Origin of the sequence: Kribbella jejuensis (assembly GCF_006715085.1) — a bacterium.
GTDB lineage: Bacteria > Actinomycetota > Actinomycetes > Propionibacteriales > Kribbellaceae > Kribbella > Kribbella jejuensis.
The window spans coordinates 2,215,536-2,240,892 of sequence record NZ_VFMM01000001.1 but is presented as its reverse complement, the minus strand read 5'-3'; the positions used below and the strand labels follow the sequence as shown (position 1 = coordinate 2,240,892).

The 25,357-nt window shown below is 67.9% G+C and carries 25 protein-coding genes and 2 tRNA genes; 24 read left to right on the top strand and 3 right to left on the bottom strand.

Features of this window, described 5'->3' with window-relative positions:
• The first annotated feature begins 75 nt into the window (after window positions 1-75).
• From FB475_RS10970 to FB475_RS10920, 11 genes are read left to right on the top strand one after another with little or no spacing between them, the layout of a single operon-like run.
• Window positions 76-969 (top strand): amino acid ABC transporter permease, encoded by an 894-nt coding sequence (locus FB475_RS10970; RefSeq protein WP_141854989.1) that lies wholly within the window; start codon window positions 76-78, stop codon window positions 967-969.
• Entirely contained in the window at window positions 966-1,718 is a 753-nt protein-coding gene (locus FB475_RS10965; RefSeq protein WP_141854987.1) for an amino acid ABC transporter ATP-binding protein, read from the top strand. The genes FB475_RS10970 and FB475_RS10965 overlap by 4 nt, the downstream gene beginning before the upstream one ends.
• 3 nt (window positions 1,719-1,721) lie before the next feature.
• Window positions 1,722-2,660 (top strand): ABC transporter substrate-binding protein, encoded by a 939-nt coding sequence (locus FB475_RS10960; RefSeq protein WP_141854985.1) that lies wholly within the window; start codon window positions 1,722-1,724, stop codon window positions 2,658-2,660.
• A gap of 9 nt (window positions 2,661-2,669) precedes the next feature.
• Window positions 2,670-3,614 carry an ABC transporter substrate-binding protein gene (locus FB475_RS10955; protein WP_238332082.1) on the top strand — a complete coding sequence of 315 codons (945 nt, stop codon included), beginning with the start codon at window positions 2,670-2,672 and terminating at the stop codon, window positions 3,612-3,614.
• A gap of 14 nt (window positions 3,615-3,628) precedes the next feature.
• On the top strand, window positions 3,629-4,684 hold the full coding sequence (ssuE, locus tag FB475_RS10950) for an NADPH-dependent FMN reductase (protein WP_141854983.1): 1,056 nt from the start codon (window positions 3,629-3,631) through the stop codon (window positions 4,682-4,684).
• On the top strand, window positions 4,681-5,709 hold the full coding sequence (locus tag FB475_RS10945; RefSeq protein WP_141854981.1) for an LLM class flavin-dependent oxidoreductase: 1,029 nt from the start codon (window positions 4,681-4,683) through the stop codon (window positions 5,707-5,709). The genes ssuE and FB475_RS10945 overlap by 4 nt, the downstream gene beginning before the upstream one ends.
• Window positions 5,706-7,022: an NtaA/DmoA family FMN-dependent monooxygenase gene (locus FB475_RS10940; RefSeq protein ID WP_141854979.1), complete on the top strand. Its 1,317-nt coding sequence runs from the start codon at window positions 5,706-5,708 to the stop codon at window positions 7,020-7,022. The genes FB475_RS10945 and FB475_RS10940 overlap by 4 nt, the downstream gene beginning before the upstream one ends.
• Entirely contained in the window at window positions 7,019-8,935 is a 1,917-nt protein-coding gene (locus FB475_RS10935) for an FAD/NAD(P)-binding protein (protein ID WP_141854977.1), read from the top strand. Before FB475_RS10940 ends, FB475_RS10935 begins: the two co-directional genes overlap by 4 nt.
• Window positions 8,925-10,025: an LLM class flavin-dependent oxidoreductase gene (locus FB475_RS10930; protein WP_141854975.1), complete on the top strand. Its 1,101-nt coding sequence runs from the start codon at window positions 8,925-8,927 to the stop codon at window positions 10,023-10,025. Before FB475_RS10935 ends, FB475_RS10930 begins: the two co-directional genes overlap by 11 nt.
• A complete protein-coding gene (locus FB475_RS10925; RefSeq protein WP_141854973.1) occupies window positions 10,022-10,798 on the top strand; it encodes a DUF1684 domain-containing protein in 777 nt (258 codons plus the stop codon). The genes FB475_RS10930 and FB475_RS10925 overlap by 4 nt, the downstream gene beginning before the upstream one ends.
• Window positions 10,795-11,844, top strand: a complete 1,050-nt coding sequence (locus tag FB475_RS10920) for an LLM class flavin-dependent oxidoreductase (RefSeq protein WP_141854971.1) — start codon at window positions 10,795-10,797, stop codon at window positions 11,842-11,844. Before FB475_RS10925 ends, FB475_RS10920 begins: the two co-directional genes overlap by 4 nt.
• On the opposite strand, the gene FB475_RS10915 is transcribed toward FB475_RS10920, so the two are convergent.
• Window positions 11,835-12,467: a DUF899 family protein gene (locus FB475_RS10915; RefSeq protein WP_141854969.1), complete on the bottom strand. Its 633-nt coding sequence runs from the start codon at window positions 12,465-12,467 to the stop codon at window positions 11,835-11,837. The genes FB475_RS10920 and FB475_RS10915 overlap by 10 nt on opposite strands.
• A gap of 140 nt (window positions 12,468-12,607) precedes the next feature.
• On the opposite strand from FB475_RS10915, the gene FB475_RS10910 reads away from it, so the two are divergent.
• The 4 genes from FB475_RS10910 (at window position 12,608) to rpmG (ending at window position 14,098) form a co-directional block, all read left to right on the top strand.
• On the top strand, window positions 12,608-13,585 hold the full coding sequence (locus FB475_RS10910; RefSeq protein ID WP_141854967.1) for an NAD-dependent epimerase/dehydratase family protein: 978 nt from the start codon (window positions 12,608-12,610) through the stop codon (window positions 13,583-13,585).
• Window positions 13,586-13,672: 87 nt separating this feature from the next.
• A tRNA-Thr gene (locus FB475_RS10905) sits at window positions 13,673-13,745 on the top strand.
• Between the two features lie 48 nt (window positions 13,746-13,793).
• A tRNA-Met gene (locus tag FB475_RS10900) sits at window positions 13,794-13,867 on the top strand.
• Window positions 13,868-13,930: 63 nt separating this feature from the next.
• Window positions 13,931-14,098 carry a 50S ribosomal protein L33 gene (rpmG, locus tag FB475_RS10895; protein WP_130384703.1) on the top strand — a complete coding sequence of 56 codons (168 nt, stop codon included), beginning with the start codon at window positions 13,931-13,933 and terminating at the stop codon, window positions 14,096-14,098.
• Window positions 14,099-14,444: 346 nt separating this feature from the next.
• Here rpmG and FB475_RS10890 read toward each other — a convergent pair whose 3' ends face one another.
• A complete protein-coding gene (locus FB475_RS10890; protein WP_238332081.1) occupies window positions 14,445-15,191 on the bottom strand; it encodes a (2Fe-2S)-binding protein in 747 nt (248 codons plus the stop codon).
• 68 nt (window positions 15,192-15,259) lie between these two features.
• On the opposite strand from FB475_RS10890, the gene FB475_RS10885 reads away from it, so the two are divergent.
• From FB475_RS10885 to FB475_RS10845, 9 genes are all read left to right on the top strand, one after another.
• Entirely contained in the window at window positions 15,260-15,682 is a 423-nt protein-coding gene (locus tag FB475_RS10885) for an FAS1-like dehydratase domain-containing protein (protein ID WP_141854965.1), read from the top strand.
• Complete coding sequence (locus tag FB475_RS10880) at window positions 15,679-16,080, top strand: MaoC family dehydratase (protein WP_141854963.1); 402 nt, start codon at window positions 15,679-15,681, stop codon at window positions 16,078-16,080. The genes FB475_RS10885 and FB475_RS10880 overlap by 4 nt, the downstream gene beginning before the upstream one ends.
• Complete coding sequence (locus FB475_RS10875) at window positions 16,077-17,102, top strand: UDP-N-acetylmuramate dehydrogenase (protein WP_141854961.1); 1,026 nt, start codon at window positions 16,077-16,079, stop codon at window positions 17,100-17,102. The genes FB475_RS10880 and FB475_RS10875 overlap by 4 nt, the downstream gene beginning before the upstream one ends.
• Before the next feature lie 215 nt (window positions 17,103-17,317).
• The gene (locus FB475_RS10870; RefSeq protein ID WP_141854959.1) at window positions 17,318-18,490 is read left to right on the top strand and encodes an ABC transporter substrate-binding protein; all 1,173 of its coding nucleotides are present in this window, start codon (window positions 17,318-17,320) and stop codon (window positions 18,488-18,490) included.
• A complete protein-coding gene (locus FB475_RS10865) occupies window positions 18,490-19,422 on the top strand; it encodes a carbohydrate ABC transporter permease (protein ID WP_141854957.1) in 933 nt (310 codons plus the stop codon). Before FB475_RS10870 ends, FB475_RS10865 begins: the two co-directional genes overlap by 1 nt.
• A complete protein-coding gene (locus tag FB475_RS10860) occupies window positions 19,415-20,233 on the top strand; it encodes a carbohydrate ABC transporter permease (RefSeq protein WP_141854954.1) in 819 nt (272 codons plus the stop codon). Before FB475_RS10865 ends, FB475_RS10860 begins: the two co-directional genes overlap by 8 nt.
• Window positions 20,230-21,609 (top strand): hypothetical protein, encoded by a 1,380-nt coding sequence (locus FB475_RS10855; RefSeq protein WP_141854952.1) that lies wholly within the window; start codon window positions 20,230-20,232, stop codon window positions 21,607-21,609. Before FB475_RS10860 ends, FB475_RS10855 begins: the two co-directional genes overlap by 4 nt.
• 22 nt (window positions 21,610-21,631) lie before the next feature.
• Entirely contained in the window at window positions 21,632-22,507 is an 876-nt protein-coding gene (locus tag FB475_RS10850) for a MurR/RpiR family transcriptional regulator (protein ID WP_238332080.1), read from the top strand.
• Between the two features lie 10 nt (window positions 22,508-22,517).
• On the top strand, window positions 22,518-24,740 hold the full coding sequence (locus tag FB475_RS10845; RefSeq protein WP_141854948.1) for an FAD-dependent oxidoreductase: 2,223 nt from the start codon (window positions 22,518-22,520) through the stop codon (window positions 24,738-24,740).
• Here FB475_RS10845 and FB475_RS10840 read toward each other — a convergent pair.
• Window positions 24,722-25,348, bottom strand: coding sequence for a 2'-5' RNA ligase family protein (locus FB475_RS10840; protein WP_141854946.1), 627 nt, complete (start codon window positions 25,346-25,348; stop codon window positions 24,722-24,724). The two genes, FB475_RS10845 and FB475_RS10840, sit on opposite strands and share 19 nt — an antisense overlap.
• Between the last annotated feature and the right edge of the window lie 9 nt (window positions 25,349-25,357).

The following is a 25,357-nucleotide window of genomic DNA, read 5'->3' as shown; positions in this document are numbered from 1 at the left end:
CCCCCGCCCCATCACCCGCTGCTGCCCTTCGCCGCCGAAGGGCCCGCGAAGCCTGCCCACCGCCAGGGAGTCATCGTGTCCACTACTTCAGTCACGCCTGCGTCCGGTACGACCGGACCGCCTGTCACCGCGTTGCTACCCGAATCCGAACTGCCCGTCGTCGCCCGCCGGCACCCGTGGCGCTGGGTCGGTGTCGCCGCCGTCCTCGTCCTGCTCGCGATGTTCGTGCACGGACTCGCCACGAACCCGGGCTGGGACTGGCCGACGTTCTTCCAGTTCTTCGCCACCCGGACGATCTTCTCCGCGCTCTGGGTGACCGTGCAGCTGACGGTCTACGGAACGGTGCTGGGCTTCGTGCTCGGCGCGGTCCTCGCCTCGATGCGCCTGTCCAGCAGCCCGTTCCTGCAAGTAGTTGCCTGGGGCTACATCTGGGCGTTCCGCTCGATCCCGTTGATCGTGCAGCTGCTGTTCTGGTTCAACATCGCCTATCTGTACAAGGAACTCAGCCTCGGCATCCCGTTCGGGCCGGAGTTCGTGCACTTCAGTACGAACAACCTGTTCGGTCCGCTCGGCGCCGCCGTCCTCGGGCTGGCGTTGCACCAGGCCGCGTACGCCGCGGAGATCATCCGCGGCGGAATCATCTCCGTGGACGCCCGGCAGACCGAGGCGGCCGCCGCGCTCGGGATCCCGAAACTGCGGCAGTTCTTCCGGATCGTGTTGCCGCAGGCGATGCGATCCATCCTGCCGAACGGTGCGAACGAGGTGATCAGCCTGTTCAAGGGCACGTCGATCGTGTCGGTGATGGCGATCCCGGAACTCTTCTACCAGGTCCAGGTCATCTACGGCCGGAACAGCCGGGTCGTACCGCTGCTGATGGTCGCGACGGTCTGGTACATCGTCCTGACCACCCTGCTGTCGATCGTGCAGTACTACGTGGAACGCCGGTTCGCGAGAGGTACGACGCGATGATCGACGTACGAGGGGTACACAAGAGCTTCGGGGATCTGGAAGTCCTGAAGGGCATCGACCTCGAGGTACCGGCCGGCGACGTGACCGTGATTCTCGGGCCGTCCGGATCCGGGAAGTCGACGCTGCTGCGCGCGATCAACCATCTGGAGAAGGTGGATCGCGGGCTGGTCCGGATCGACGGCGAGCTGATCGGGTACCGGCGGCGCGGCGACAAGCTGCACGAACTGCGCGAGCGGGAGATCCTCCGGCAGCGCTCGCAGGTCGGGTTCGTGTTCCAGACGTTCAACCTGTTCGCGCACCTGACCGTGCTGGAGAACGTCGTCGAGGCGCCGGTGTCGGCGCAGCGGCGCAAGCGCGCCGAGGTCGAGACGTACGCGCGGGAGTTGCTGGAGCGGGTTGGCGTCGCTGACAAGGCCGACGCGTACCCGCGGCAACTGTCCGGCGGCCAGCAGCAGCGGGTCGCGATCGCCCGGGCGCTGGCGCTGAAACCGAAGGTGCTGTTGTTCGACGAGCCCACCAGTGCGCTCGACCCGGAACTCGTCGGCGAGGTCCTCGACGTGATCAAGGAACTCGCCCGGGACGGCGCGACGATGGTCGTCGTCACCCACGAGATCGGTTTCGCCCGGGAGATCGCCGACACGGTGGTCTTCATCGACGCCGGCCGGATCGTCGAGTCGGGTCCGCCGCGCGAAGTGCTCGACAACCCTGTCCACGAACGCACTCGCGCGTTCATCTCGAAGGTGCTCTGACTGATGAAACGCTTTCTCGTCCTTTCCCTCGCACTGCTGACGCTGGCCGGCTGCGGCGCGCAGGCAACCGCCTCCTCCACCACCGATACCGGTGTGAACACGTCGGCTTCCCAGAACCGGGTGACGACGGCCAAGAACGAGGCCGCGGCCGCGCTGTTGCCGGCCAAGGTCCGCGACCGCGGGACGTTGATCGTCGGTGCGGGCTTCGGCAGCGGCAGTGTGCCGCTCGGCTTCTACGCCGACGACAACAAGACCCCGATCGGGCTCGAGGTGGACATTGCGTACCTGGTCGCGGACGCGCTCGGGCTGAAGCCGGAGATCGAGGTGACGAGCTGGGAGAACCTGTTCGTCGGTCTCGATTCGCAGAAGTACGACGTCGGATTCTCGAACATCACCGTGACTGAGAAGCGCAAGCAGAAGTACGACTTCGCGACGTACCGCAAGGACGACATCGCGTTCGAGGCGAAGAAGGGTGGCAGCTGGCGGGTCACCAGCGGCAAGGACATCGCCGGGAAAACGATCGCGGTCGGTTCCGGGACGAACCAGGAGAAGATCCTGGTCGACTGGAACGAGGCGAACATCAAGGCTGGGTTGCCCGCGGCAACGATCAGGTACTTCCAGAAGAACACCGACACGTACCTGGCGCTGAGCTCCGGGCGGATCGATGCGTACTTCGGTCCGAACCCGTCGATCGCGTACCACGTCAAGACGTCGGGCGACACGGAAACGATCGGAAAGTTCTCCGGCGCCGGGCCGACGCTGCAGGGACTGATCGCGGCCACCACCAAGAAGGACGACGGGCTGGTCAAGGCCTACCAGGCGGCGCTGAACGCGGTGATCGCGGACGGCAGCTACGCCAAGGTACTGGCCCGCTGGAACGTCTCGAACGAGGCGGTCGCGAAGTCCGAGATCAACCCGCCCGGCCTGCCGATCACGAGCTGAGGACGACTGATGAGAAAACATCTGATGCTGGTATCCGCCGGTGTGCTGTTGCTCGCTGCCTGCGCTGATCCGCAGACCACGTCGGCATCGAAGGCCTCCGAGGTCGCCTTCGACACCTCGGCGAAGCAGACGCACGTCACCTCGGCGAAGGTGGACGCGATCGCGGCGGAGCTACCGGCGGCCGTGCGGGACTCGGGGACGCTGGTGGTCGGCAACGGTTCCGCCGGTGGCGGGCAGCCGCCACTGGGCTTCACCGCCGACGACAACAAGACACCGATCGGTGTCGAGATCGACATCGCCTACCTGCTCGCGAGCGTGCTCGGGCTGAAACCCGAGATCGAGACGACCAGCTGGGAGAACCTGTTCCTCGGGCTCGATTCCGGGAAGTACCAGGTCGGAATCTCGAACATCGGAGTGTCCGAGCTGCGCAAGGAGAAGTACGACTTCGCGTCGTACCGGCTCGGGCTGCACGCCTTCGAGGCGAAGAAGGGCTCCGGCCTGAAGGTCACCGGTCCGGCCGACGTCGCGGGCAAGACCGTTGCCGTCGGCTCCGGAACGCTGCAGGAGGCGATCCTCGCCGACTGGAGCAAGCAGGACGTCGCGGCCGGCCGCAAACCCGTGATCATCAAGTACTACCAGCAGTCCGCCGACACCTACCTCGCGCTGCAGTCCGGGCGGATCGACCTGTACCTCGGCCCGAACCCGAACGCCTCGTACCACGTGGCCACCCAGCACCAGACCGAGATCGTCGGCACCGTCTCGTCCAGCTACCCGGTGCAGGGTCTGGTCGCGGTCGCGACGAAGAAGGACAACGGCCTGGTCAAGCCGCTCGCCGACGCGCTGAACGCGGCGATCGCCGACGGCAGCTACGCGAAGGTCCTGGCCAAGTGGGGACTGCAGGCCGAGGCCGTCCCGAAGTCCTTGATCAATCCCCCCGGCCTTCCGAAGAAGTAGGAGCGAGCTTTCCTATGGCGACCATCGCAACGATTTCGAGCAGTCCGTCGTTTTCCTCACGCACCGACGCGGTCCTCGACCACGTCACCAAACGGCTGATCAGCCACGGCCACACCGTGACGCCGATCGTGCTCCGCGACCTCCCGGCCGAGCCGCTGCTGCGCGGCGCGGCCGACGATCCAGCGATTTCCGCCGCGGTCGCGGTACTGGAGGCCGCCGATGCCGTCGTCGTCACGACCCCGGTCTACAAGGCGGCGTACTCCGGTCTACTGAAGGTGTTCCTCGACCTGTTGCCGCAGTACGCACTGAAGGGCAAGACGGTGTTGCCGTTGGCAACGGGTGGTACGCCGGCACACGTGCTGGTGATCGACTACGCGCTCCGGCCGGTGCTGACTAGCTTGGGCGCGGGCGCGATCGGGCAGGGGTGGTTCGTACTGTCGTCGCACATCCACGTGTATGAAGGCGGCGGGCTGCTGCTCGATCCGGCCGCGTCGGTACCGCTGTACCAGGTGACCGAGGCGTTTCTCGCAACGGTCGAGGGCGCGCCGGTGGTGGAGAGCGTGCCGCTGCAGCTCGGAGCGGTCGAGGCGGTCCGGGTACGGCCGGAGGACCCGGAGGCAGCGCCGTTGCTGGCGGATCTCGTCGTCGAGTACAGCACGCGGTACGGGCGGACGAACGAGAACACCCAGCTGACCGAAGTACCGCCGTCGGACTTCCACGGTGAACGCGGTGGCGCGTTCGTGTTGTTGCGGTACGGCGGGCAAACGGTGGCCGGCGGGGCGATCCGGCGGTACGACGACGAGACCGCCGAGGTGAAGCGGATGTGGACGTCGCAGCTGCATCGGCGCCAGGGGCTCGGGCGCCGGGTGCTCGCGGAGTTGGAGGCCGCGGCCGCGGATCTCGGGTACCGGCGGCTGTATCTGACGACGGGGCCGCGACAGCCGGAGGCAGCTGGGTTGTACCTGGCGGCGGGCTTCGAGCCGCAGTTCGACACCGCGGCGGATCCCGAGTCCGTCGGGCCGCTGCCGTTCGCCAAGGAGATCACCGTGGCGCTGAAGGTGGCGTCGTGATCATCGGTCTGGAGATCGACGGGGCCGGCGCGGATCCGGCGGCCTGGCGCGGTGCCGAGGTGGATCCGCGGGCGCTGCTGACCGGCGAGCTCGCGGTACGCGCCGCGCAGCGGGCGGAGGCGGCGGGGATCGACTTCGTGACGTTCGCCGATGCGTTGGAGGCGCCCGAGGACGTACCGGACCGGGTGAGCGTGCGGCTCGATGCGCTAGGGCTGGCGGCGCGAGTTGCTCCGGTGACCGAGCGGATCGGGTTGTTGCCGACGATCACGGTCACGCACACCGAGCCGTTCCATGTGCAGGCGTCGGTGGCGACGCTCGACCACATCTCGGGCGGTCGCGCCGGCTGGGTTGTCGAGGTGTCGACATCCGGTGAAGCGGCCGCGGTGATCGGCCGCCGGGAGCCGGCCTCGGCTGCGGAGACCTGGCGGGAGGCGCGGTACGTCGTCGACGTGAGCCGGCGGTTGTGGGACTCGTGGGAGGACGACGCGATCATCCGCGACGCCTCGACCGGCCGGTACGTCGACCGGGAGCGGCTGCACTACGTCGACTTCTCCTCGCCGACGTTTTCCGTCAAAGGTCCGTCGATCGTTCCGAGGCCCCCTCAGGGTCATCCAGTGACCGCGGTCTTCGTTCGTACGCCGGAGGCGCTCGAGGCTGCCCGCGATGCCGAGTTGGTGTTGCTGCCGGATTCCGACGAGGTCGCCGCTCAGCTGCAGGCCCTGCGCACCAGCGGAATCGCAGCGGAGGGCTCCCGTTCTGTGCCGGTGATTGTGGTTTCACTCCCCGTAGAGGCCGAAGAGGTCGGGGCATTGGTCGAGGAGATCGGGCGGTGGGCCGCCGCGGGGATCGACGGCGTGCATCTGCGGCCGGCCTCGCTCGAGCTGGACGTGCCGGTGATTGCTGATCAGGTGCTGCCCGAGCTGCGGGCGCGCGGGTTGACCGGGCCGGCGGATCGGGGCGGGAGTCTGCGCGGGCGACTGGGCCTGGGACGACCGCGGAACACGTTCTCGGGGAGCGCGCGATGACCAAGCAGCTCCACCTGGCCGCGCACTTCCCGGGCGTCAACAACACCACGGTGTGGTCGGACCCGGCATCCGGCTCACAGATCGAGTTCTCCTCGTTCCGGAAACTCGCGGAAACGGCGGAACGCGGAACCTTCGACTTCTTCTTCCTGGCCGAAGGACTCCGGCTCCGCGAGGTCAAAGGAAAGATCCACGACCTCGACGTCGTCGGCCGCCCCGAGTCGCTGACGGTCCTCAGCGCACTCGCCGCGGTCACCACTCACCTCGGTCTCGCGGCGACGGTGAACTCGACCTTCAACGAACCGTACGAACTCGCCAAGCGGCTCGCCACGCTCGACCACGTGTCCGGCGGGCGCGCGGCCTGGAACGTCGTCACCTCCTGGGACGCGTTCACCGGCGAGAACTTCCGCCGCGGCGGCTACTTGGACAAGGCGGACCGGTACACCCGCGCGCAGGAATCGCTGCGGATCGTGCGCAAACTCTGGGACTCCTGGACCGGCGACGAGCTCGTGCTCGACCAGGCGGCGGGAACGTTCGCCCGCGAAGGCGCTGGGGCCTTCGCGGACGACGGCCCGCACTTCAGCATCCACGGACGGTTCGGATTGCCACCGTCGCCGCAGGGCCGGCCGGTGATCATCCAGGCCGGTGACAGCGACGAGGGCCGGGAGTTCGCGGCCGCGAGCGCGGACGTGATCTTCAGCCGGCACGGGACGTTCGCCGCTGGGCAGACCTTCTACAAGGACGTGAAGTCGCGGCTGGCGAAGTACGGCCGGAGCGAGGACTCGCTGAAGATCATGCCTGCCGTGACGGTCGTGGTCGCGGACACCGACGCCGAGGCGATCGAGAAGGCGGCGTACATCCGGGAGCAGCAAGTCTCCGGGCCGACCGCGCTGGTGCTGGCGGAGCTGCTGTGGGGACGGGACCTGTCCGCCTACGACCCGGACGGACCGTTGCCGGCCGAAGACCCGGTGGTCGGATCGTCGGTGACGCAGGGGCGCGTCGGGTACAACGATCCGTTCCCGATCGTTGCCGAATGGCGGGCGCAGGCCGAGGCGAACGGCTGGTCGCTGCGGCAGACCGTGATCAACCAGCAGAACCGGCAGACGTTCGTCGGTTCGCCGACCACGGTCGCGGAAGCGGTCAACCGGCACGTTCAGGAGAACGCGGCAGACGGTTTCGTACTCGTTCCGCATCTGACCCCGGGCGGCCTCGACGACTTCGTCGACCGGGTCGTCCCACTGCTCCGCGAGTACGGCGTGTTCCGGACCGAGTACAGCGGTACGACGCTGCGCGACCACCTGGGGTTGTCGCGATGACGGTTTCGGCGATGCGCCCGTGGAAGGAGCCGCCGGCAACTGTCGTGTTCGTCGGCGGCGGGCCGCGGACGGTAGGCCTGCTGGAGCGGTTCGCGGCCAGCGCGGACGAGTTGCTCGGCGGTCGCGACGTACACATCCATGTCGTCGATCCGTATCCGGCCGGTGGTGGCCGGATCTGGCGGCGGGAACAGTCGCGGTTGCTGTGGATGAACTCGATGACGTCCGACGTCACGATCTTCACCGACGAGTCGGTCGAGTGCGAAGGGCCGATCGTTCCCGGGCCGGACCTGGCCACCTGGGTTGCCGGTGAGGGGGCGGTGATCCTGGAGGAAGCCGGGCTGGAGCCGCCCGGGCCGATGGACTTCCCGTCGCGGCTGGAGCAGGCGGAGTACCTGGCGTGGGTGTGGAAGCGCGTCGTCCGCGATCTCCCCGCGACCGTCAGTACGCACCGGGAGCGGGCCGTCGAGCTCACCGCGGACCAGCGGGTGGTGCTCGAGTCCGGGGCCGAGATCGCGGCCGACGCGGTGGTACTTGCCCTCGGCTACCTGGATCGGTTGCCGACGGCATCTGAATCCGCCTGGGCGGCACAGGCCGCCGATGCGGGGCTGACCTACATTCCGCCCGGGTACACGGCCGACGTCGATCTCGACGGGTTGTGGCCGCAGGCACCGGTGATCGTACGCGGGTTCGGGCAGGCGTTCATCGACCTGATGGTGCTGCTCACCGAGGGACGTGGCGGCTGGTACGACGAGTGCGACGGGCTTCTCACGTACCGGCCGTCCGGCGACGAGCCGGTGCTGTACGTCGGGTCGCGCCGCGGGGTCCCGTACCACTCGAAGCTGGGCTACACGGTTGCCGGTACCAAGCCTGTTCCCACGCACTACTTGAGGAAGGAGGCGCTCGGGGACGGGCCCCTCGACTTCGACCGGGACGTACTGCCACTGATCGAGAAGGAACTCGCGTACGCCCACTACAAGCAGTTGTTCACCGCCCATCCCGAGCGAGTCCGCATGCCCTGGGAGGAGTTCGCGAAGGCTCTGGACAACTGGCACCCCACGCCGGCCCAGAACTGCGGATCGAGGGAGGCCGATGGGGGGTTCGTGGACGTGGTTGCTGTTGCGGTGCCGGATCCTGCGGATCGGTTTGTCCGGCAGGAGGTGGATCGGCCGTTGGGTGGGAGGGTGTTCGCCGAGCGGGGACGGTTCGAGCAGTTCATGGTCGAGCTGATCGAGGGGGACCTGTTGCGGCGGGCCGACCCTGCCTACTCGGCTGATCTGGCGGTGTTCAACGCCTTGCTCAGCATCTACACCGTGTTGTCGCGAGCGATCACCGACGGGCAACTGTCGGACGAGGATCGGGTGCGAAAGGTGGAGACCGAGTGGCACGGGTTCTTCTCATTCGTGGCGAGTGGGCCGCCGCCGCGGCGGCTGGAAGAGCTGCTCGCGCTGCACCGCGCAGGAATCGTCCGGTTCGCCGGCCCTGACCTGGAAGTTGCTATCGACAACGACAAATTCGTTGCCTGGAGCCCCGGTGTGGCGGGTGAGATCACCGCGCGAGCGTTCGTCGAGGCCCGTCTCCCGCGTCCCGACGTCCTCGCGGCCTCCGATCCGTTGCTCCGCGGCCTGCTGGCCTCCGGCGTCCTCGCGGCCGACGAACTGTTCGCCGCCGACGGCACCAGCCTCGGCGGCGGGCAGCTCAAGGCCGACTCGCGGTGCCGCGCGATCCGCGCCGACGGCTCGGTCCAGGAAAACCTGTTCCTGCTCGGTCCGTCGGTGTCCGGCTCGGCCGGCTCGTCCGGGTTCTCCCGCCCGCACTTCAACGGCCCCGGTTTCCGGCAGAACGACGCCGTCGCCCGGGACCTGCTCAAACTTCTCGCTCCCACCGTACGGAAGGAAGAACGTCATGCCAGTTGAGTTCCTGGGGATCGCCGGGACCAACCCGGCCAGCGAGGTGACGCCGCGAACCGGCGGCCCGCTGGACCTGGAGTACACCTCCAAGCTCGCCCGTGCCCACGAGGACAACGGCTGGGACCGGATCCTGTTCGCCTACCATTCCGGCGCACCCGATCCGGCCCAGGTCGCGGCGTACGTCGCCGGCCGCACCGAGCGGATCAACCTGGTCGTCGCGCACCGGCCGAACGTCGCCTACCCGACGTTGACCGCGAAGACGTTCGCCACGCTGGACCAGCTCAGCAACGGACGCTTCGAGGTGCACGTGATCACCGGCGGCTCGACCGCGGACCAGGCCGCCGAGGGTGACTTCCTGGCCAAGGACGACCGGTACGGGCGGACCCGCGAGTTCATCCAGATCCTGAAGCAGGCCTGGACCTCGGACCAGCGGTTCGACTTCGACGGAGAGCACTACAGGTTCGAGCAGTTCCTGGCCGACATCAAGCCGCTGCAGCAGCCGCGGCCGCGGATCTCGTTCGGTGGCTCGTCCCCGGCGGCGTACGAGGTCGGCGCGGCCGAGGCGGACATCTTCGCGCTCTGGGGCGAACCGCTGGCCGGCACCCGTGAGCAGCTCGCCACCATCGACGCCGCGGCGGCCGCGGCGGGGCGCACGGACCGGCCGATCATCCAGATCGCGTTCCGGCCGATCATCGCGGCCACCGAGGAACTCGCCTGGGAGAAGGCGGAGAACGTCCTCGGCCGGATCAAGGCCGTGCAGGCCGGCGGAGTTCCGGCGAGCACCCGGCTACGCTCGAAGACACCGGAGAACGCCGGCTCGCAGCGCTTGCTCAAGGCGGTCGCCGAGGGCGATCGGCACGATCGCGCGCTGTGGACCGCGCCGACCGGGCTGACCGGTGGCGGCGGAAACTCCACCGCACTGGTCGGAACACCGGAAACAGTTGCTGCCGCACTGCTGGACTACTACGACCTCGGGATCCGGATCTTCTCCGCCCGGGGCTACGACATCTACGACGACGCGATCGACTTCGGCCGGCACGTCATCCCGCTGGTCCGCTCCGAGGTTGCCCACCGCGAAGAAAGGAAAGCATCATGACCGTCGTCTCCGATCTCGAGCAGGACTGGCATACCTGGCACGCCGCCCGGGAACGCGACCTCGACACGGACTACGGCTGGCTGTCGATCGTTGCCTTCGACTGGCTGCAGCCGACGCCGACGGTGATCGACGGACTGCCCGGAAAATGGTGGGCGGCCGGCCAGGCGTACGCCGCGGCCTCGGGCGAACTCACCCTCGCCGGCGAACCCGTGCACGGAACGGTTTCCGCAACCGTTCCGGAAGCCGGATCGCTCAGCTGGCTCCAGTACGGCGACCGGCTCGCGGAACTCGTCCTCCGCGGCGGCCGGTACGCGATCCGCCAACGGGACCCGCACGCGGCCACCCGGCAGGGCTTCGGCGGCGTACCGACGTACCCGCTGGACGATTCGTGGGTCGTCACCGGCTACTTCAGCCCGTACCCCAAGGCGCGGAGCGTCGAGGTGTCGACCGCCCGCGACGACCTCCGGCAGAACATCACCGCCGTCGGTACGGTGCACGTCGCGCTCGGCGGTACGACGTACGAGCTGGTCGCGACCGCCGCGGCGGACGGCCGGCTCAACGTCTCGTTCCACGACAAGACGAACGGTGAGGAGACCGCGCCGTGGCGGGTCGTCACGACCGGCCCGGTCCAGCCGGACGGGTCGGTGCGGATCGACTTCAACCGCACGATCAACCTGCCGTTCGCATTCACGGCGTACGGCACCTGCCCCGCGCCGGTACCAGGTAACCGCCTCGCGCTTCCGGTGACCGCCGGCGAGAAGAGGGTGCGGTGAAGTTCTGTACCTACACGCTGATCGACAACTCGCCCGACCCGATCAGCGGCGTACAGCTCACACCGGCCGAGCGGTTCCAGCACGTGGTCCGGCAGGCGCAATGGGCCGAGGAGTTGGGGTTCGACGCATACGGCGTGGGCGAGCGGCACGCGCAGCGCTTCATCTCCTCGGCGCCGCCGGTCGTGCTCTCCTACATCGCCGCGGTCACGTCGCGGATCCGCCTGCTGACCACGGTCACCGTGCTGTCGTTGCTCGATCCGGTGCGGGTGGCCGAGGACTACGCGACGCTCGACCAGCTGTCCGGGGGAAGGCTCGACATCATCATTGGCAAGGGCAACGATCCGGAGCAGAACGCGCTGTTCGGGTACGACCTCGACGGGCAGTGGGACCGGAACCGGGAGAAGTACGAGCTGCTCCGGAGGCTGCTGCGCGAGACGAAAGTGTCGTGGTCGGGGAAGTATCGCCCGGCGCTGACGGACGCGACCACGCAACCGCGGCCCTACCGCCCGGACGGCATCCCGCTGTGGCACGGGTCGGCGTCCTCGACCGAGTCGACCGAGCTCGCGGCTCGGTGGGGCGATCCGTTGTTCTCCGCCAACGGGTTCCATCCGCTCGCCAAGTACGCGGGGCTTATCCAGCACTACCGGGAGCGCTGGGAGGCGTACGGACGGGATCCGGCGGACGCGGTCGTCGGCGCCGGGTTCAACGGGCTGTACGTGAAGAAGACGTCCCAGCAAGCAGTCGACGGGTACCGGCCGATCTTCGACGCGTTCATGGACTCGCCTGGCGCCCGGCACAACCAGTTGCCGTTCCGGACGCTGGAAGAGTTCCTCGAGGGCGGATCCGTACTCGTCGGGTCGCCGGAACAGGTGATCGACAAGTTCGGCCGGTACCAGGAGGCTTTCGGGCACGAGCTCTCCGGGATCTCCCTGGAGGTGGCCGGGCTCCCGGAGGAGGAGAACCGGGAGTCCGTGGAAGCCTTCGTCACCGAGGTGATGCCCGTACTGCGCGCGTCGTACCCCAGCCGCGTCTGGGCTCAGCCGTAGGTGGGCTGCTGCGGCCAGCCTTCGGGGGAGTCCTCCCAGTCCTCCTGGCGGCCGTACGGAGCCAGGTCGCTGACGAGGGTGCTGAACATCAGGCGGTCGACACCGCGCTGACCGGTCGAATAGGTCCGGTACACAGTGTCGCCGTCGCGGAAGAACATGTTCAGCAGGAACCCGCCGCCCGCGCCGCAGTCCGCGGAGAACGTCGTACCGGCCGAGGACGCGAACGGGATGTGTTCCCAGCCCATCCGCTTCCAGTCCCCGGCCATTTGCTCGAGCGGCATGTCCGAAACCGTCGCCCACGCGATTCCGTTCCGGGCCAGGGTGTCCAGGTTGGTGACGTTGTTGGTGAAGTACGTGCACCCGCCGCAGAGCGCATCCGGGCCGACGTTCATGAACTGGTAGAGCGCGAGCTGCTGCTGGTCGCCGAAGAGCTCCCGCAGTGTCACCGGACCGTCCGGCGCCGCGAACGTGTACTCGCCGAACTGCACCATCGGCAACCGCCGCCGTTGCGCCGCCAACCGGTCCTCGGCGCGGGTGGCCTCCTTCTCGGCCACCAACAGCTCGGCCCGCGCCTTCTCCCACTCCTCGGCCGACACGATCGGCGGTTGTGCCTTCGCAGCCATCTGGTGCTCCTCACATAGGTGTCATGGGGTCTCATGGGGTCTCATGGGTATGACGAACCTGCCGGCCGTTCCTCGACATCGTTTCTGCCACTCGCAGAAGTTTCTGGGCCCACGATGCCGGGACCGGTAGGACTGGGTCCATGAGAATCGCGATTCTGGGCGGAACCAGGTTCATCGGCCGCGCCGTCGTCGAGCGCCTGGCCGCAGAGGGACATCAGTTGCTGGTCGTCCACCGCGGCGAGAACGAGCCGGAGAACCTGGTCGAGGTCGAGCACGCGCATGTCGACCGGAACGATCCGGCAGCGCTTTCCGGGGTGCTGGGACCGTTCGGGCCGGAGGCACTCGTCGACATCTCCGGGATGAACGCGACCGCCGCCGACGCCGCACTCGCGGCGGTCGGCCCGGAGGTGAAGCTGATCGCGATCTCCAGCTGTGACGTGTACCGCGCGTACGACTCCCTGCACTCGGACCGGACGACCGACGTGGTGCCGCTCACCGAGGACTCGCCGCTGCGGGAGCGCCGGTTCGTCGACGGACCGCGGTACGAGAACCTCGAGCTGGAGGAGCGGTACCTGCCGCGCGGAGCGACCGTGCTCCGGCTCGCGGCGGTGTACGGCGAGTACGACTACCAGCACCGGTTCGAATTCGTGCTGCGCCGGGTGCGGGCGGGTCGAAAGCGTCTTCCGGTCGGTTCCGGGCAGTTCCTGTTCGGCCGGGTGTACGTCGGCGACGTCGCGGCAGCGGTGTCGCTGGCACTGGCCGGCGATTTCCCGGGCGCGTTCAACGTGGTGGAGCCGACGACCGCGCCGTACCGGCTGTTCGCGGAGCAGATCCTCGCGGCGGCGGATGCGGACGACGTGGAGCTGGTACGGGTACCCGACGACCTGCTGCCGGAGGATCTGGCGCTGACCGGAGCGATCAGCCAGCACCTGGTGACGGATTCCGCCAAGGCGCGCGACGTGCTCGGGTGGGTGCCCGCGGATCCGGCGGCCTCGCTGCGGGCGTCCGTGCGGTGGCACCTCGCGCACCCGCCCGCGGACGCCTCGGACGACTTCTCCGCCGACGACGCCGTACTGGACCGGAAAATGGTCAGGAGCACTGCCGCGGACCCGGTATGATTTCCGGGACGGACTGAGGGGCCTGCAAGGCGCTCCTGACTCGATTTCGCATCGGCCGGGAGACCGTGTAATCTCTCTCCTCGGCCCGCCCCTTTAGCTCAGTCGGCAGAGCGTCTCCATGGTAAGGAGAAGGTCTACGGTTCGATTCCGTAAAGGGGCTCTGAGCACGGCATCCCGCTTCCGGGTGGGATGCCGAACTCACTCACCCGGCGGGGTAGCTCAGGTGGTTAGAGCACACGGCTCATAATCGTGGTGTCGCGGGTTCGACTCCCGCCCCCGCTACCGGCGCAGTATTTCGAGAGTGCGATCACCCAAGTTGCGTACTCATGACATGAAGAGGTAGCAGTGGCCAAGTCGACCGACATCCGCCCGAAGATCACGCTGGCCTGCACGGTGTGCAAGGAGCGGAACTACATCACCAAGAAGAACCGGCGCAACGACCCGGACCGTCTTGAGCTGAAGAAGTACTGCCACCGCTGCAACGACCACACGGACCACCGCGAAACCCGCTGATCCAAGGCTCCAGCCAAGCCGCTCCGGCGCTCCGGAGCGGCTTTGTGCTGTGGTCGGGGAAAGGCGGGGTGAGGTTTCCCACCGCGAAACCCGCTGATCCAGGGTTTCCGCCAAGCCGCTCCGGCGCTCCGGAGCGGCTTTGTGCTGTGGTCGGGGAAAGGCGGGGTGAGGTTTCGCACCGCGAAACCCGCTGATCCAGGGTTTCCGCCAAGCCGCTCCGGCGCTCCGGAGCGGCTTTGTGCTGTGGTCGGGGAAAGGCGGGGTGAGGTTTCCCACCGCGAAACCCGCTGATCCAAGGTTCCAGCCAAGCCGCTCCGGCAGTCCGGAGCGGCTTTGTGTTGTGTGTTCAGACGGTGAGGATGGGGCGGCCGGCTTCGTAGGCGGTGAGACGCTGGTCACGTGGGGTCAGGCAGCAGGAGCCGCAGAGGGTGCCTTCGCCTGACTGGCTCGTGTAGTACAGGCAGCACGTGTTCCGCAGGTAGACGAGCTTCCCGGCCGCCACCTCCACGTCCCCCAGCCGCGCCAGGTCACCCGGTGCCTTCGCGACGAACGTCCGCCACCGCTCCAGCAGGTACGCCGGCTCGACCGTCACCTCCTCACGCGTAGCGGCACAGAACCCCATCGCGCAGCCCGCCGCCACCCCGCCGTACACCTGCCGCAAACCGGCCCGCGTCCGCCGGTGCAACTCCTCGGACAGCGGCAGCAGATGTTGCCGCAGTACGACGTCGTACAGCGTCTCCAACCCACCCGGCAGGAAGTCGGCCGACCGGATCGCCACCGAGGCGATCCCATGCCCGTCGTGCGGTCGGACCCACAGGTTCTGCGGCCGGATGTCGAGCACGTGCCCCTCCAGCGCCCACAACAGCAACGCGGCCGCGGGCGCCCGCCCGGCGTAGAACGACATCATGCTCAGCGCGTTCGCATGCGCCGTACGGTGACAACTCGCCTCGTCGTCACGCTTGAGCAACTCGGTCAGCTCCGGGCTGCCGGGCTCGAGGATCCGGTCCACCCGCAGCCACTCGGAGCCCTCCGGCTCACCGATTTCCACCCGGTACCGAGGCGCGTACTCCGCCAGCGCCGCCACAGCCGTCACGATCAACCTTCCATCGAATCGTGGGCGGCGGAAACCCGAGCCATAGTGTGCCAGTAGGGTTAGCGGATATGACGATCGACGCCACGATGGTCGGCCGGAGCTACGCGGCCGCCGAGTCCTACCAGGTCGGCCGGGAGAAGATCCGGGAGTTCGCCGACGCGATCGGCGACGGTAACCCGGCGTACCGGGGTGACGACGCGATCGCACCGCCGACGTTCGCGTTCGTGCTCGGCAGCCGTGCGCTCGAGCAGCTGCTGAACGACGAAGAGCTCGGCCTGCGGCTGGACCGGATCGTGCACGGCGCGCAGAAGTTCAGCTACACCCGCCCGATCAAGGCCGGCGACGACATCGCCGCGACCGCCACCCTCACCACCGTCCGCAAGGCCGGCGACGTCGAGGTGATCATGTACGAGACCGCCCTGACCACCGTCGACGGCGAGCCGATCGCCACCTCGACGTCCACGATCTCGCACAACCGGGCGGAAGCATGATCGAGGTTGGTACCGAACTGCCGCCCCTGCAGGTGACGCTGCGGCGCGAGGACCTCGTCCGGTACGCCGGGGCCAGCGGCGACTTCAACCCGATCCACTGGAACGACCGGATGGCAGCCGCGCTCGGGCTGCCCGGCGTGATCGCGCACGGGATGCTCACGATGGCGTCGGCGGCGCGGGTCGTGACGGACTGGATCGAGGACCCGGCCGACCTGGTCGAGTACGGCGTACGGTTCACCAAGCCGGTCGTCGTACCGGATGACGACAAGGGCGCGACGATCACGTTCTCCGCCAAGGTGGACAAGGTCGGGGACGGGCTGGCCGAGATCGACATCACGGCGCTCGCCGGCGAGGAGAAGGTGCTCGGCCGCGCCAGGGCGGTCGTGCGGGTCCGGTGAACAACCACGTGTCGCTGGCCGACTACACCACGCTGCGAATCGGCGGGTCGGCCGACAAGTTCGTCGAGGTCACGACCGAAGCCGATCTGATCGCCGCGGTCCGGGACGCCGACGCGGCCGGGGAACCGGTGCTGCTGCTGTCCGGCGGCAGCAACGTCGTGATCGGCGACGACGGTTTCCGCGGCACCGTCGTGAAGGTCGCGACCACCGGGATCGGGATCGACGCGGACATGTGTTCCGGCGCGATGGTCCGGGTCGCGGCCGGCGAGGACTGGGACGGATTCGTCCAGCGCGCGATCGCGGAGCAGTGGAGCGGGCTCGAGTCGATGTCCGGGATCCCCGGACTGGCGGGATCGACGCCGGTGCAGAACGTCGGTGCGTACGGACACGAGGTCGCCGAGACGATCGCGTCGGTACGCGTCTGGGACCGCTCCGACAACGTTGTCCGGACCGTCTTCGCCGCGGACTGCGGCTTCTCGTACCGGACCTCCCGGTTCAAGGAGGACCCGTCGCGGTACGTCGTCCTCGAGGTCACCTTCCAGTTGAAGCTGGGCGACCTGTCGGCACCGGTCGGGTACGCCGAACTCGCCCGCGTGCTCGATGTCGAACCGGGTTCCCGCGCGCCGATGACCGAGGTCCGCGAAGCCGTCCTCGGCCTGCGCCGCAGCAAGGGCATGGTGCTCGACCCCGCCGACCACGACACGTGGAGCGCGGGTTCGTTCTTCACCAACCCGATCCTCGACTCGCCCGCCGAGGTCCCGGCCGGCGCGCCGCAATGGCCGCAACCGGACGGCCGCGTGAAGACCAGCGCGGCCTGGCTGATCGAACACGCCGGCGTCTCGAAGGGCTTCACGATCGGCAACGCCGGTGTCTCGACCAAGCACACGCTGGCCCTCACCAACCGCGGCAACGCCACCGCCAAGGAACTCCTCACGCTGGCCACTCACGTTCGCACCCAGGTTCAGCAGTCCTTCGGCATCACGCTGGTCAACGAACCGGTCCTGGTGAACTGCTCGCTCTAGCCGGGCGCTGAAAAACTTTTACACCAACCCTTCCCAAGCCTGGTCGCGCTCGCTAATCTTTTGCGAAATCAGGCGGGAGGTGGGTTGTGAGGCGCAAAAGATTTTCTCGGCGGGAGGTACTCGCCGGGGTCGGGGCGGGGCTGACGGCTGCCGTGCTTCCTGGGTGTTCCGGGGACGACGGCGGGCGCTCGGGTGCTCTGCAGGTGTGGGGCGGGGTGCCCGCCGCGTCGGGGCCGGCCGATGTGGTGAAAGCGTTCCAGCAGAAGTTTCCGCAGTACAAGGTCGAGTACACACGGTTCGTGAACGACGACCGGGGCAACCTGAAGCTCGACACCGCGCTCCAGGGTGGCGTCGACATCGACGTGTACTTCACGTACTCGCTGGGCGCGATGGCGCTCCGGGCCGGGTCCGGACTTGCCGCGGACCTGACCGATCGGGTCACGGCGGACCCGGAGCTGCAGGTGTTCCTCGACACCGAGCAGCCGCGGTCGTACATCGACAACGGCAAGGTCAAGGCGCTCGCCACCGCGCGCGAGCCCTTCTTCGTGCTGTTCAACGAGAAGCTCCGGCAGCAGGCGGGTGTCGAGCTGCCGCACGGGTGGACGATCGACGAGTTCCGCGCGACGGCCCGGAAACTGACCACGGACCGGACCGTCGGGGTGTACACGGTCCCGGACGTCGCGCGGATCGCGCTCGGCCCGAACTACTGGTACGACGGAAACCGTTCGAACTTCGGCGATCCGCACTTCGAGCAGGGTTTCCGGCTCGGCCGGGAGATGATCGCGGACGGAACGGCGTTTCCGTGGACCGAGGTCCTGTCCCGGCACCTGGACGCGTACCAGCAGAACGCCTTTCTGGGCGAGGAGTTCCATCTCTGGTCGACTGCGCCGTTCAACCTGCGGTACCTGTACGACGCGAAGAAGTACCCGCATGACTTCAAGGTCGCGTTCGCGCCGCCGCCGACGGTCGACGGCCGGGACTGGAACGGCGGCTCGTTCAGCAACTTCATCATGATCAACCCGAAGTCGCCGAAGTTCGAGGCGGCCTGGGCGTTCGTGAAGTTCTGGCTGACCGAGGGCGCGACGCCGATGCTCAAGGGCGGCAAGCTGCCGGTGCTCGGCGACGTCACCGACGACCAGGTCGTTGCCGGAATGCTCGGGAAAGAACCGGAGAAGTACTTCGACCTCGATTCCTTCCAGCGGGTCGTGCTGACCGCCGACCCGAAGCTGGCCACCGACACCCGGCTGACCGGGTTCCCGGAGATCTCGCTCGCGGTCAAGCAGCAGCGCGACCTGTGCTGGCTCGGCGAGAAGGACCCGGGGGTGGCGATCCGTGAGGTACGGCGGCTCGCCGACGCCGCGATCGCCCGGAACGAGAGGAGGCCCTGATGGCCACCGCCACGTTGGTCACCGCCGGTACGAAGGCCCGTACCGAACAAGGCCGCGGGATCCGCCCGTCCGGCTGGATCGGGTTCCTGTTCATCGCTCCGAACCTGCTCGGCGTCGTGGCGTTCACGCTGATCCCGCTGATCAGCGTGCTGGTACTCGCGTTCACCGACTGGAATCTGGTGTCCGGAATCGGCGGCATCACCTTCACCGGCATCGACAACTTCGTCGCGATCGCCCGCGACCCGGGGTTCTGGCACGCGATCGGCCTGACGCTGGTGTACGTCGTGGTGTCGGTCCCGCTGACCGTCGTCCTCGGACTCGCCCTCGGGATCGCGCTCAACCGCCCGCTGCCAGGTCGCGCCGTGCTGCGGGCGATCTTCTTCCTGCCGTACATCGTCAACGTGGTCGCGATCGGCATGACCTGGTTGATGCTGATGAACCCGAAGGCCGGCCTGGTCAACCAGGTGCTCGACGTGTTCGGGCTCCGGCCGGGCTGGTTCGCGTCCTCGCACTGGGCGCTGCCGGCGCTGATCGTGATGGCGGTCTGGGGCGGCGTCGGGTACTGCTCGCTGATCTATCTGTCCGCCCTGCAGGACGCGCCGCGGCAGCTGTACGAGGCGGCCGACATCGACGGCGCGTCCGCATGGGCCAAGTTCCGCGTGATCACCTGGCCGTCGTTGCTGCCGACAACGATCTTTCTGCTGGTGACGTTGGTCATCGGGGCCTCGCAGGGCTTCGGCCTGATCGCACTGATCACCGCCGGTGGCCCGGGTGACGTGACCACCACGATCTCGTACTACATGTACCAGACGGGCTTCCAGTTCTACCGGTTCGGTTACGCGTCGGCGATCGGCCTGGTGACCTTCGCCGGCGTACTCGTCCTGACCCTGCTCACGTGGCGGGCACAGCGAGGGAGGGCTCTGAATGACTAGGTCGAAATGGTGGTGGGGGATCCCGCTGTGGGTGCTCGCCATCGCCTTCCTGGCGCCGTTCGCGTGGATGATCTCGACCGCGCTGAAGCCGGACGTGGACGCGTACAAGATCCCGATGCAGTGGATCCCGCACCCGTTCCAGTGGGACAACTTCAGTACGGTGCTGAGCGGCGCGACCTCGGTGCTGCCCGCGTTCGGCCGGTCGGTGTTCGTCGCCGTACTGCGGGTCGCGGGGGAGCTGACCACCGCGACGATGGCCGGCTACGCGTTCGCGCGGATGTCGTTCAAGGGCCGGGACAAGTTGTTCCTGCTGTACCTCGCGACGGCGATCATCCCGGCGCAGTTGCTGCTGGTCCCGCGATTCATCTACTTCCAGAAACTCGGGCTGTACGACACCTTGTGGGCACTGATCCTGCCCGGGATGTTCACCGTGCTCGGGACTTTCCTGATGCGGCAGTTCTTCGTCAGCCAGCCGGCCGAGTTCGCCGAGGCGGCCCGGATGGACGGCGCGAACGAGTGGCGGGTGTTCACCCGGATCTACTTGCCGTTGGCAACGCCGGTGCTGAGTGCGCTCGGCATCCTCGCGTTCGTCTGGTCCTGGAACGACTACGAGACGCCGCTGGTCCTGATCAGCAACCCGGACCGGTACACGCTGCCGCTCAGCCTGACCAACTTCGTCGACGAGCAGGGTCAGATCGCGCCCGGCGTGACGATGGCCGCCTCGGTGATCTCGATCGTGCCGGTCCTGCTCGTGTTCATCGTCCTGCAGCGGCGCTTCATCGCCGCCATGACCCATACGGGAATCAAATGACCATCAGTGTTTCCGGAGTCTTTCCGCAGCTCGCCCAGATCGGCGACTTCGGTCCGCCGCGCAGCGAGCTCGGCGTCGGCTCGTTGATGCCGTGGAACGGGAAGCTCTACGTCCAGAACTACAACTCGCACAAGGCGTCGTCCGGCGCCGGCGTCAGCCTGCGCCGGATCGACGCCGACTTCTCGATGGAAACGGTGTCGGAAACGCTCGGCGTGGACGGCACCTACACGAACCGGTTCGTGCATTTTCCGACCTCGCGGCTGGTCCTCGGTCCGCATGTGATCACGGCCGACCACAAGATCGTCACGATCCCCGAGTTGCAGCCAACCCGGGTCTGCGGTACGTCGCGGCATCTGACGAAACCGGACACGCACGTGTACGTGCTCGCGATGGAGGGTGAGCTGTTCGAGCTGGACGTCACGACGTACGAATGCACGCAGCTCTTCGACCTGAACGACGAGCTCGGTACCGAGGGTGAGATGAAGGTCCACTACAAGGACTGCTACACGTCGTTCGGCCGACTGGTCGTCTGCTCGAACGAGTACTCCGAGCCCGAGTGGGCCGGCGTCCGGTCCCGCGGCCGGCTCGCGGAGTACGACGGTACGGCGTGGAAGGTACTGCGGGAGGACCCGTACACGGCGATCGGCGGGCGGCACGAGTTCGGCGGGACGATCTTCGCGACCGGTTGGGACCGCGCGTCGGCGATCCTCGAGGTGTTCACCGAGTCCGATCAGCGGTGGACGCGGTACAGGTTGCCGAAGGCGTCGCACTGCTTCGACCACAAGTGGCAGACCGAGTGGCCGCGGATCCGCGAGGTCGAGCACGAGCGGCTGCTGATGGACCACCACGGGATGTTCTACGAGCTCTCGCCCTGGGCGTACGGCGGGCGGATCTGGGGTGTCCGCCCGATCTCGACGCATCTGTGGGTGCTCGGCGACTTCTGCTCTTGGCGCGGGATGCTCGTCGCCGGCGCGGACAACGCCTCACCGAGTCACGGGCTGAACCCCACGACCGCGGAACCGCAGTCCGGGCTGTGGTTCGGGAAGACCGACGACCTGTGGAGCTTCGGCAAGCCGGCCGGCTGGGGTGGGCCGTGGTGGGAGACACCGGTGTCCGCCGGCGTTCCGTCCGATCCGTACCTGATGACCGGTTTCGACGGGAAGTGCCTGCACCTGGAGAACTTCTCGGACACCGCGATGACGTTCACCGTCGAGATCGACTTCCACGGGCACGGCCGGTTCGGTGCGGTAGAGAGCCTGACGGTCGAGCCGGGGCAGGTGCGGTCACACGTTTTCCCGCCCGGTTTCAGCGCGCACTGGGTGCGGGTGGTCAGCGACACCGACGGTGTGGCCAGTGCCCAGTTCGTCTATACGTGACGATAACGGGATGGATTCCTCGATGGACAGAGCCGGCAGTCCGAGCCCGTTGCAGCTGGTGAAGCGGGCGCTGCCCGATTTGAACGGGGCGATGCAGCGGGTCGCGGAGCACATCCTCGCGCACCCGGACGAGGTCGCGCGCGGTTCGATCACCAAGCTGGCCGAGACCGCGCAGACCTCGGCCGCGACCGTGACCCGGTTGTCGACCCACCTCGGGTACGCCGGGTACCCGGCGCTGCGAGCCGCACTGGCGATGGAGGTCGGGCGCGGTCTGGAAGCGGGCTGGGCGAGCGACATCGGAATGGCGATCGGCCCGGCGGACCCGCCGGAGCAGGTGCTGAACGTGCTCGCGTCGACGCAGGCGAACGCGCTGCGGAACGCGTTGTCCGCGATCGACCTCGGCGCCGCCACCCGGGTCGCGGACGCGATCGCCGGCGCCCGCCGTACCCACATCTACGGCGAGTGGGGCGACGCAGTTCCGGCCCGCGAGCTGTACATCCGGTTGCTGCGGATCGGCATCCCGGTGTGGTTCTTCGACGGTCCGCAGTCCTCACAGATCGGCGCCGGCCTGCTCGGGGCGGGCGACGTCGCGCTGACCGTGACCCGGTCCGGTACCGATCCGACAACACTCGACTACCTCGAGCGGGCCCGAGCCGAAGGCGCGCTCACGGTCGCGATCACCGGGATGCCGAGCGCGCCGATCGGCCGGGTCGCCGACGTCACGCTCGATACCGGTACGCCGAACGGCGCGAACTGGACCGAGTTCTTCGCCGGCCGGGCGAGCGACGTACTGACGGCCGGGTTGCTGTTCGTCCTGGTCGCCCAGCGGGTGCCCGACCACCTGACCGCACATCATCCGAACGGGCCCGGGCAGCCCGTCGTCCAGCCTGATACCTGAGAGGTCTTGTATGCAGCAGCTCGAGGTCCAGTCCGATCTGACCGTCGTCGGCGGCGGGCTCGCCGGGATCTGCGCGGCGATCGGCGCCGCGCGGCAGGGGAGCACCGTGGCGTTGGTGCAGAACCGGCCGGTGCTCGGCGGCAACTCGTCCAGCGAGGTGCGGGTGTGGGTGTGCGGCGCGACCGCGCACGGCGTCCAGAGCTTCGCCCGCGAGACCGGCATCATGGGCGAGCTGTTCCTGGAGAACCAGTACCGCAATCCGCTCGGAAACCCGTACTACTGGGACCTCGTGCTGCTGGAGGCGGTGCGCGCGGAACCGCGGATAACGCTGTTCCTGAACACCGACGTACGTTCCGTCGAGGCCGCGGACGCCGTGATCCGGTCCGTCACGGGGTGGCAAATGGGGTCGGAGAAGGAGATCCGGTTCGTCAGCCCGGTGTTCGTCGACTGCTCGGGCGACGGGCTGGTCGGTCTGCTGGCCGGGGCGGAGTTCCACACCGGGCGGGAGCCGCGATCGGAGTACGGCGAGTCGTGGGCGCCCGACGTACCGGACTCGAACACGCTCGGCAGCACGATCCTGTTCTACTCCAAGGACGCGGGCGAGCCGGTCCGGTTCGTACCGCCGTGGTTCGCGCGGGACGTCACGGAAACCGCTATTCCGGACCGCCGGGTGATCCGCACCGACCTGAACGGCTGCGCGTACTGGTGGATCGAATGGGGCGGCGAGCTGGACGTCGTCGACGACAACGAGGCGATCCGGGACGAGCTGCAGGCCGTGGTCTACGGGATCTGGGACTACATCAAGAACAGCGGAAAGTTCGACGCCGACAACCTGACCCTGGAGTGGATCGGGTCGGTCCCCGGAAAGCGTGAGTACCGGCGTTTCCTGGGCGATCACGTGCTGACCCAGCACGACGTCCTCGAGCAGACCGAGTTCGACGACCGGGTCGCGTTCGGCGGCTGGTCGATCGACCTGCATCCGCCGGGCGGGGTGTACGCGTCCGAGCGCGGTTCGAAGCACTGGTTCTCCGACGGCGCGTACCACATTCCGTTGCGTTCCTTGTACTCGCGGAACGTCCGGAATCTGTGGATGGCCGGGCGCAACATCAGCGCCAGCCATGTCGCGTTCGGAACGACCCGGGTGATGGCCACCTGCGCACTGCTCGGCGAAGCCGCCGGCATCGGCGCGGCGGTTGCCCTGCGCAACGGACTGACGCCGCACGAACTGGCGCATGACCACTTCGCCCTGATGCGCCACGCGCTGACCCGCGCGGACTCCTCCGTCCTCGGTGTCAGCGACGACGACCCCGCCAACCTCGCGCTCTCGGCAACTGCCACCGCTTCCTCGACGTTGACCCGGCCCGCACTGGAGGTCTCGTCCGGAACGTTGCCGCTGACAACGGATATCGGCATGATCATCCCGGTGGACCCGGTTCTCGATGGCTTCGAACTGCTCGTCGACTCCACCGGCGGCACGCTGACCGTCGAGCTCCACGATCCGGTCAAGCCCCAGAACTACCTGCCTGCTGAGCTGATCGACTCCTGCACTGTAGAGGTCGCGGCCGGCGAAAAGCGCTGGATTACGGTGCCTTTGTCGTGGCGTCCGGGCAATCCGTCGAACGCTTTCGTCATCCTGCGGAAAACCTCGGAAATCTCCGTCCACACCACGGCGGCAGCCCTCCCCGGCACCGTGCACTTCGCCCACCGCGATCCCACGGCGGACGAGCAATGGACCGAACAGTTCCGCGCCTGGAAACACATCCTTCCCCGCCAGGGCCTGTGCATCCGCCTGGGCGAGACAGCGGCGTACACCCCCGACAAGGTCGTCGGCGGCTTCTCCCGCCCGTACGGCGGCCCCAACCTCTGGTCCTCCGAAGACCTCGCCTGGGACCCCAACCCCTGGCTACAACTCACCTGGCCCGAACCGGTCACCCTCTCCGAGATCGTCGTCATCCTCGACGCCGACGTCCACGAAGACCTCATCAATCTCCACCACCACCGCACCCCCTTCGAATCCCTCCCCACCCTCCTCGCCGACTACGACCTCCAACTCCGCAACGGCAATGGCGACTGGCAAACAATCGCCCAGGTAACCAACAACCACCACCGCACCCAACGCCACCCCCTACCAACCCCCACCCCCACCACCCACCTCCGCCTAACCCCCCACCACACCAACGGCGTCTCCAGAGCCCACGTCGTCTCCCTCCGCGCCTACGGTTCGCCAACCTGAGCACGGGACCCGAACGGAATCGTCAGCTTCGGAATCCAGTGGTAGAGGCGGCCCGTCCGGGTGAGCGACAGGAGCGTGAGGGCGGAGACCGACGAGGTCGTCGACTGTTCCGGATAGGCCTGCACGCGCGCGGCGATCGGCGCTGCCGGCGCCCGAAGGTGACTGTAGCCAAGGACCACATGAGGATCGATCTCGGGCAGCCTCGGAACGGAGTCTTCGCCCCAGACATCGAAGATGGCCGCGCGAACGAGGTCTCGGAGATGCTGGAACGGCTGGATCGGGCGTACCGGCAGCAGAATGGACTCCGGGTCCAGTACTGCGGGGCCGACGGTCACCGGGAAGGCTGACAGTTCGGCGATCCGATGCCGGGTCGCCTCGACGATGTCAGCCAGCTCCGAATCCGGAACCCGGTCGGTGAATCCGACGCCGTGCACGGTCAGGTGCAACCACTGCGGAGGCACCGCGGTGAATCCGGGCAGCTCGTCGATCAGCTCGGCGTACGACAGTTGCAGAGCAGCAATCTCGGGACAGTCGGTGAAGGTGATGTGCCAGGAGTAAAACGGGCGGTCGGGACGGCAGCACCAATGGTCCCGCACTTCTTCGAACATCGGTGGTTC

Excerpts from the sequence above, each read along its gene's own strand:
- FB475_RS10880 (WP_141854963.1), top strand. The coding sequence starts at position 15,679 with ATGATCGAGGTTGGTACCGAACTGCCGCCCCTGCAGGTGACGCTGCGG.
- FB475_RS10860 (WP_141854954.1), top strand. The coding sequence starts at position 19,415 with ATGACTAGGTCGAAATGGTGGTGGGGGATCCCGCTGTGGGTGCTCGCC.
- FB475_RS10850 (WP_238332080.1), top strand. The coding sequence starts at position 21,632 with ATGGACAGAGCCGGCAGTCCGAGCCCGTTGCAGCTGGTGAAGCGGGCG.
- FB475_RS10840 (WP_141854946.1), bottom strand. The coding sequence starts at position 25,348 with ATGTTCGAAGAAGTGCGGGACCATTGGTGCTGCCGTCCCGACCGCCCG.
- FB475_RS10955 (WP_238332082.1), top strand. The coding sequence starts at position 2,670 with ATGAGAAAACATCTGATGCTGGTATCCGCCGGTGTGCTGTTGCTCGCT.
- FB475_RS10885 (WP_141854965.1), top strand. The coding sequence starts at position 15,260 with ATGACGATCGACGCCACGATGGTCGGCCGGAGCTACGCGGCCGCCGAG.
- FB475_RS10845 (WP_141854948.1), top strand. The coding sequence starts at position 22,518 with ATGCAGCAGCTCGAGGTCCAGTCCGATCTGACCGTCGTCGGCGGCGGG.
- FB475_RS10910 (WP_141854967.1), top strand. The coding sequence starts at position 12,608 with ATGAGAATCGCGATTCTGGGCGGAACCAGGTTCATCGGCCGCGCCGTC.
- FB475_RS10940 (WP_141854979.1), top strand. The coding sequence starts at position 5,706 with ATGACCAAGCAGCTCCACCTGGCCGCGCACTTCCCGGGCGTCAACAAC.
- ssuE (WP_141854983.1), top strand. The coding sequence starts at position 3,629 with ATGGCGACCATCGCAACGATTTCGAGCAGTCCGTCGTTTTCCTCACGC.
- FB475_RS10960 (WP_141854985.1), top strand. The coding sequence starts at position 1,722 with ATGAAACGCTTTCTCGTCCTTTCCCTCGCACTGCTGACGCTGGCCGGC.
- FB475_RS10930 (WP_141854975.1), top strand. The coding sequence starts at position 8,925 with ATGCCAGTTGAGTTCCTGGGGATCGCCGGGACCAACCCGGCCAGCGAG.
- FB475_RS10865 (WP_141854957.1), top strand. The coding sequence starts at position 18,490 with ATGGCCACCGCCACGTTGGTCACCGCCGGTACGAAGGCCCGTACCGAA.
- FB475_RS10855 (WP_141854952.1), top strand. The coding sequence starts at position 20,230 with ATGACCATCAGTGTTTCCGGAGTCTTTCCGCAGCTCGCCCAGATCGGC.
- FB475_RS10915 (WP_141854969.1), bottom strand. The coding sequence starts at position 12,467 with ATGGCTGCGAAGGCACAACCGCCGATCGTGTCGGCCGAGGAGTGGGAG.
- FB475_RS10925 (WP_141854973.1), top strand. The coding sequence starts at position 10,022 with ATGACCGTCGTCTCCGATCTCGAGCAGGACTGGCATACCTGGCACGCC.
- FB475_RS10965 (WP_141854987.1), top strand. The coding sequence starts at position 966 with ATGATCGACGTACGAGGGGTACACAAGAGCTTCGGGGATCTGGAAGTC.
- FB475_RS10935 (WP_141854977.1), top strand. The coding sequence starts at position 7,019 with ATGACGGTTTCGGCGATGCGCCCGTGGAAGGAGCCGCCGGCAACTGTC.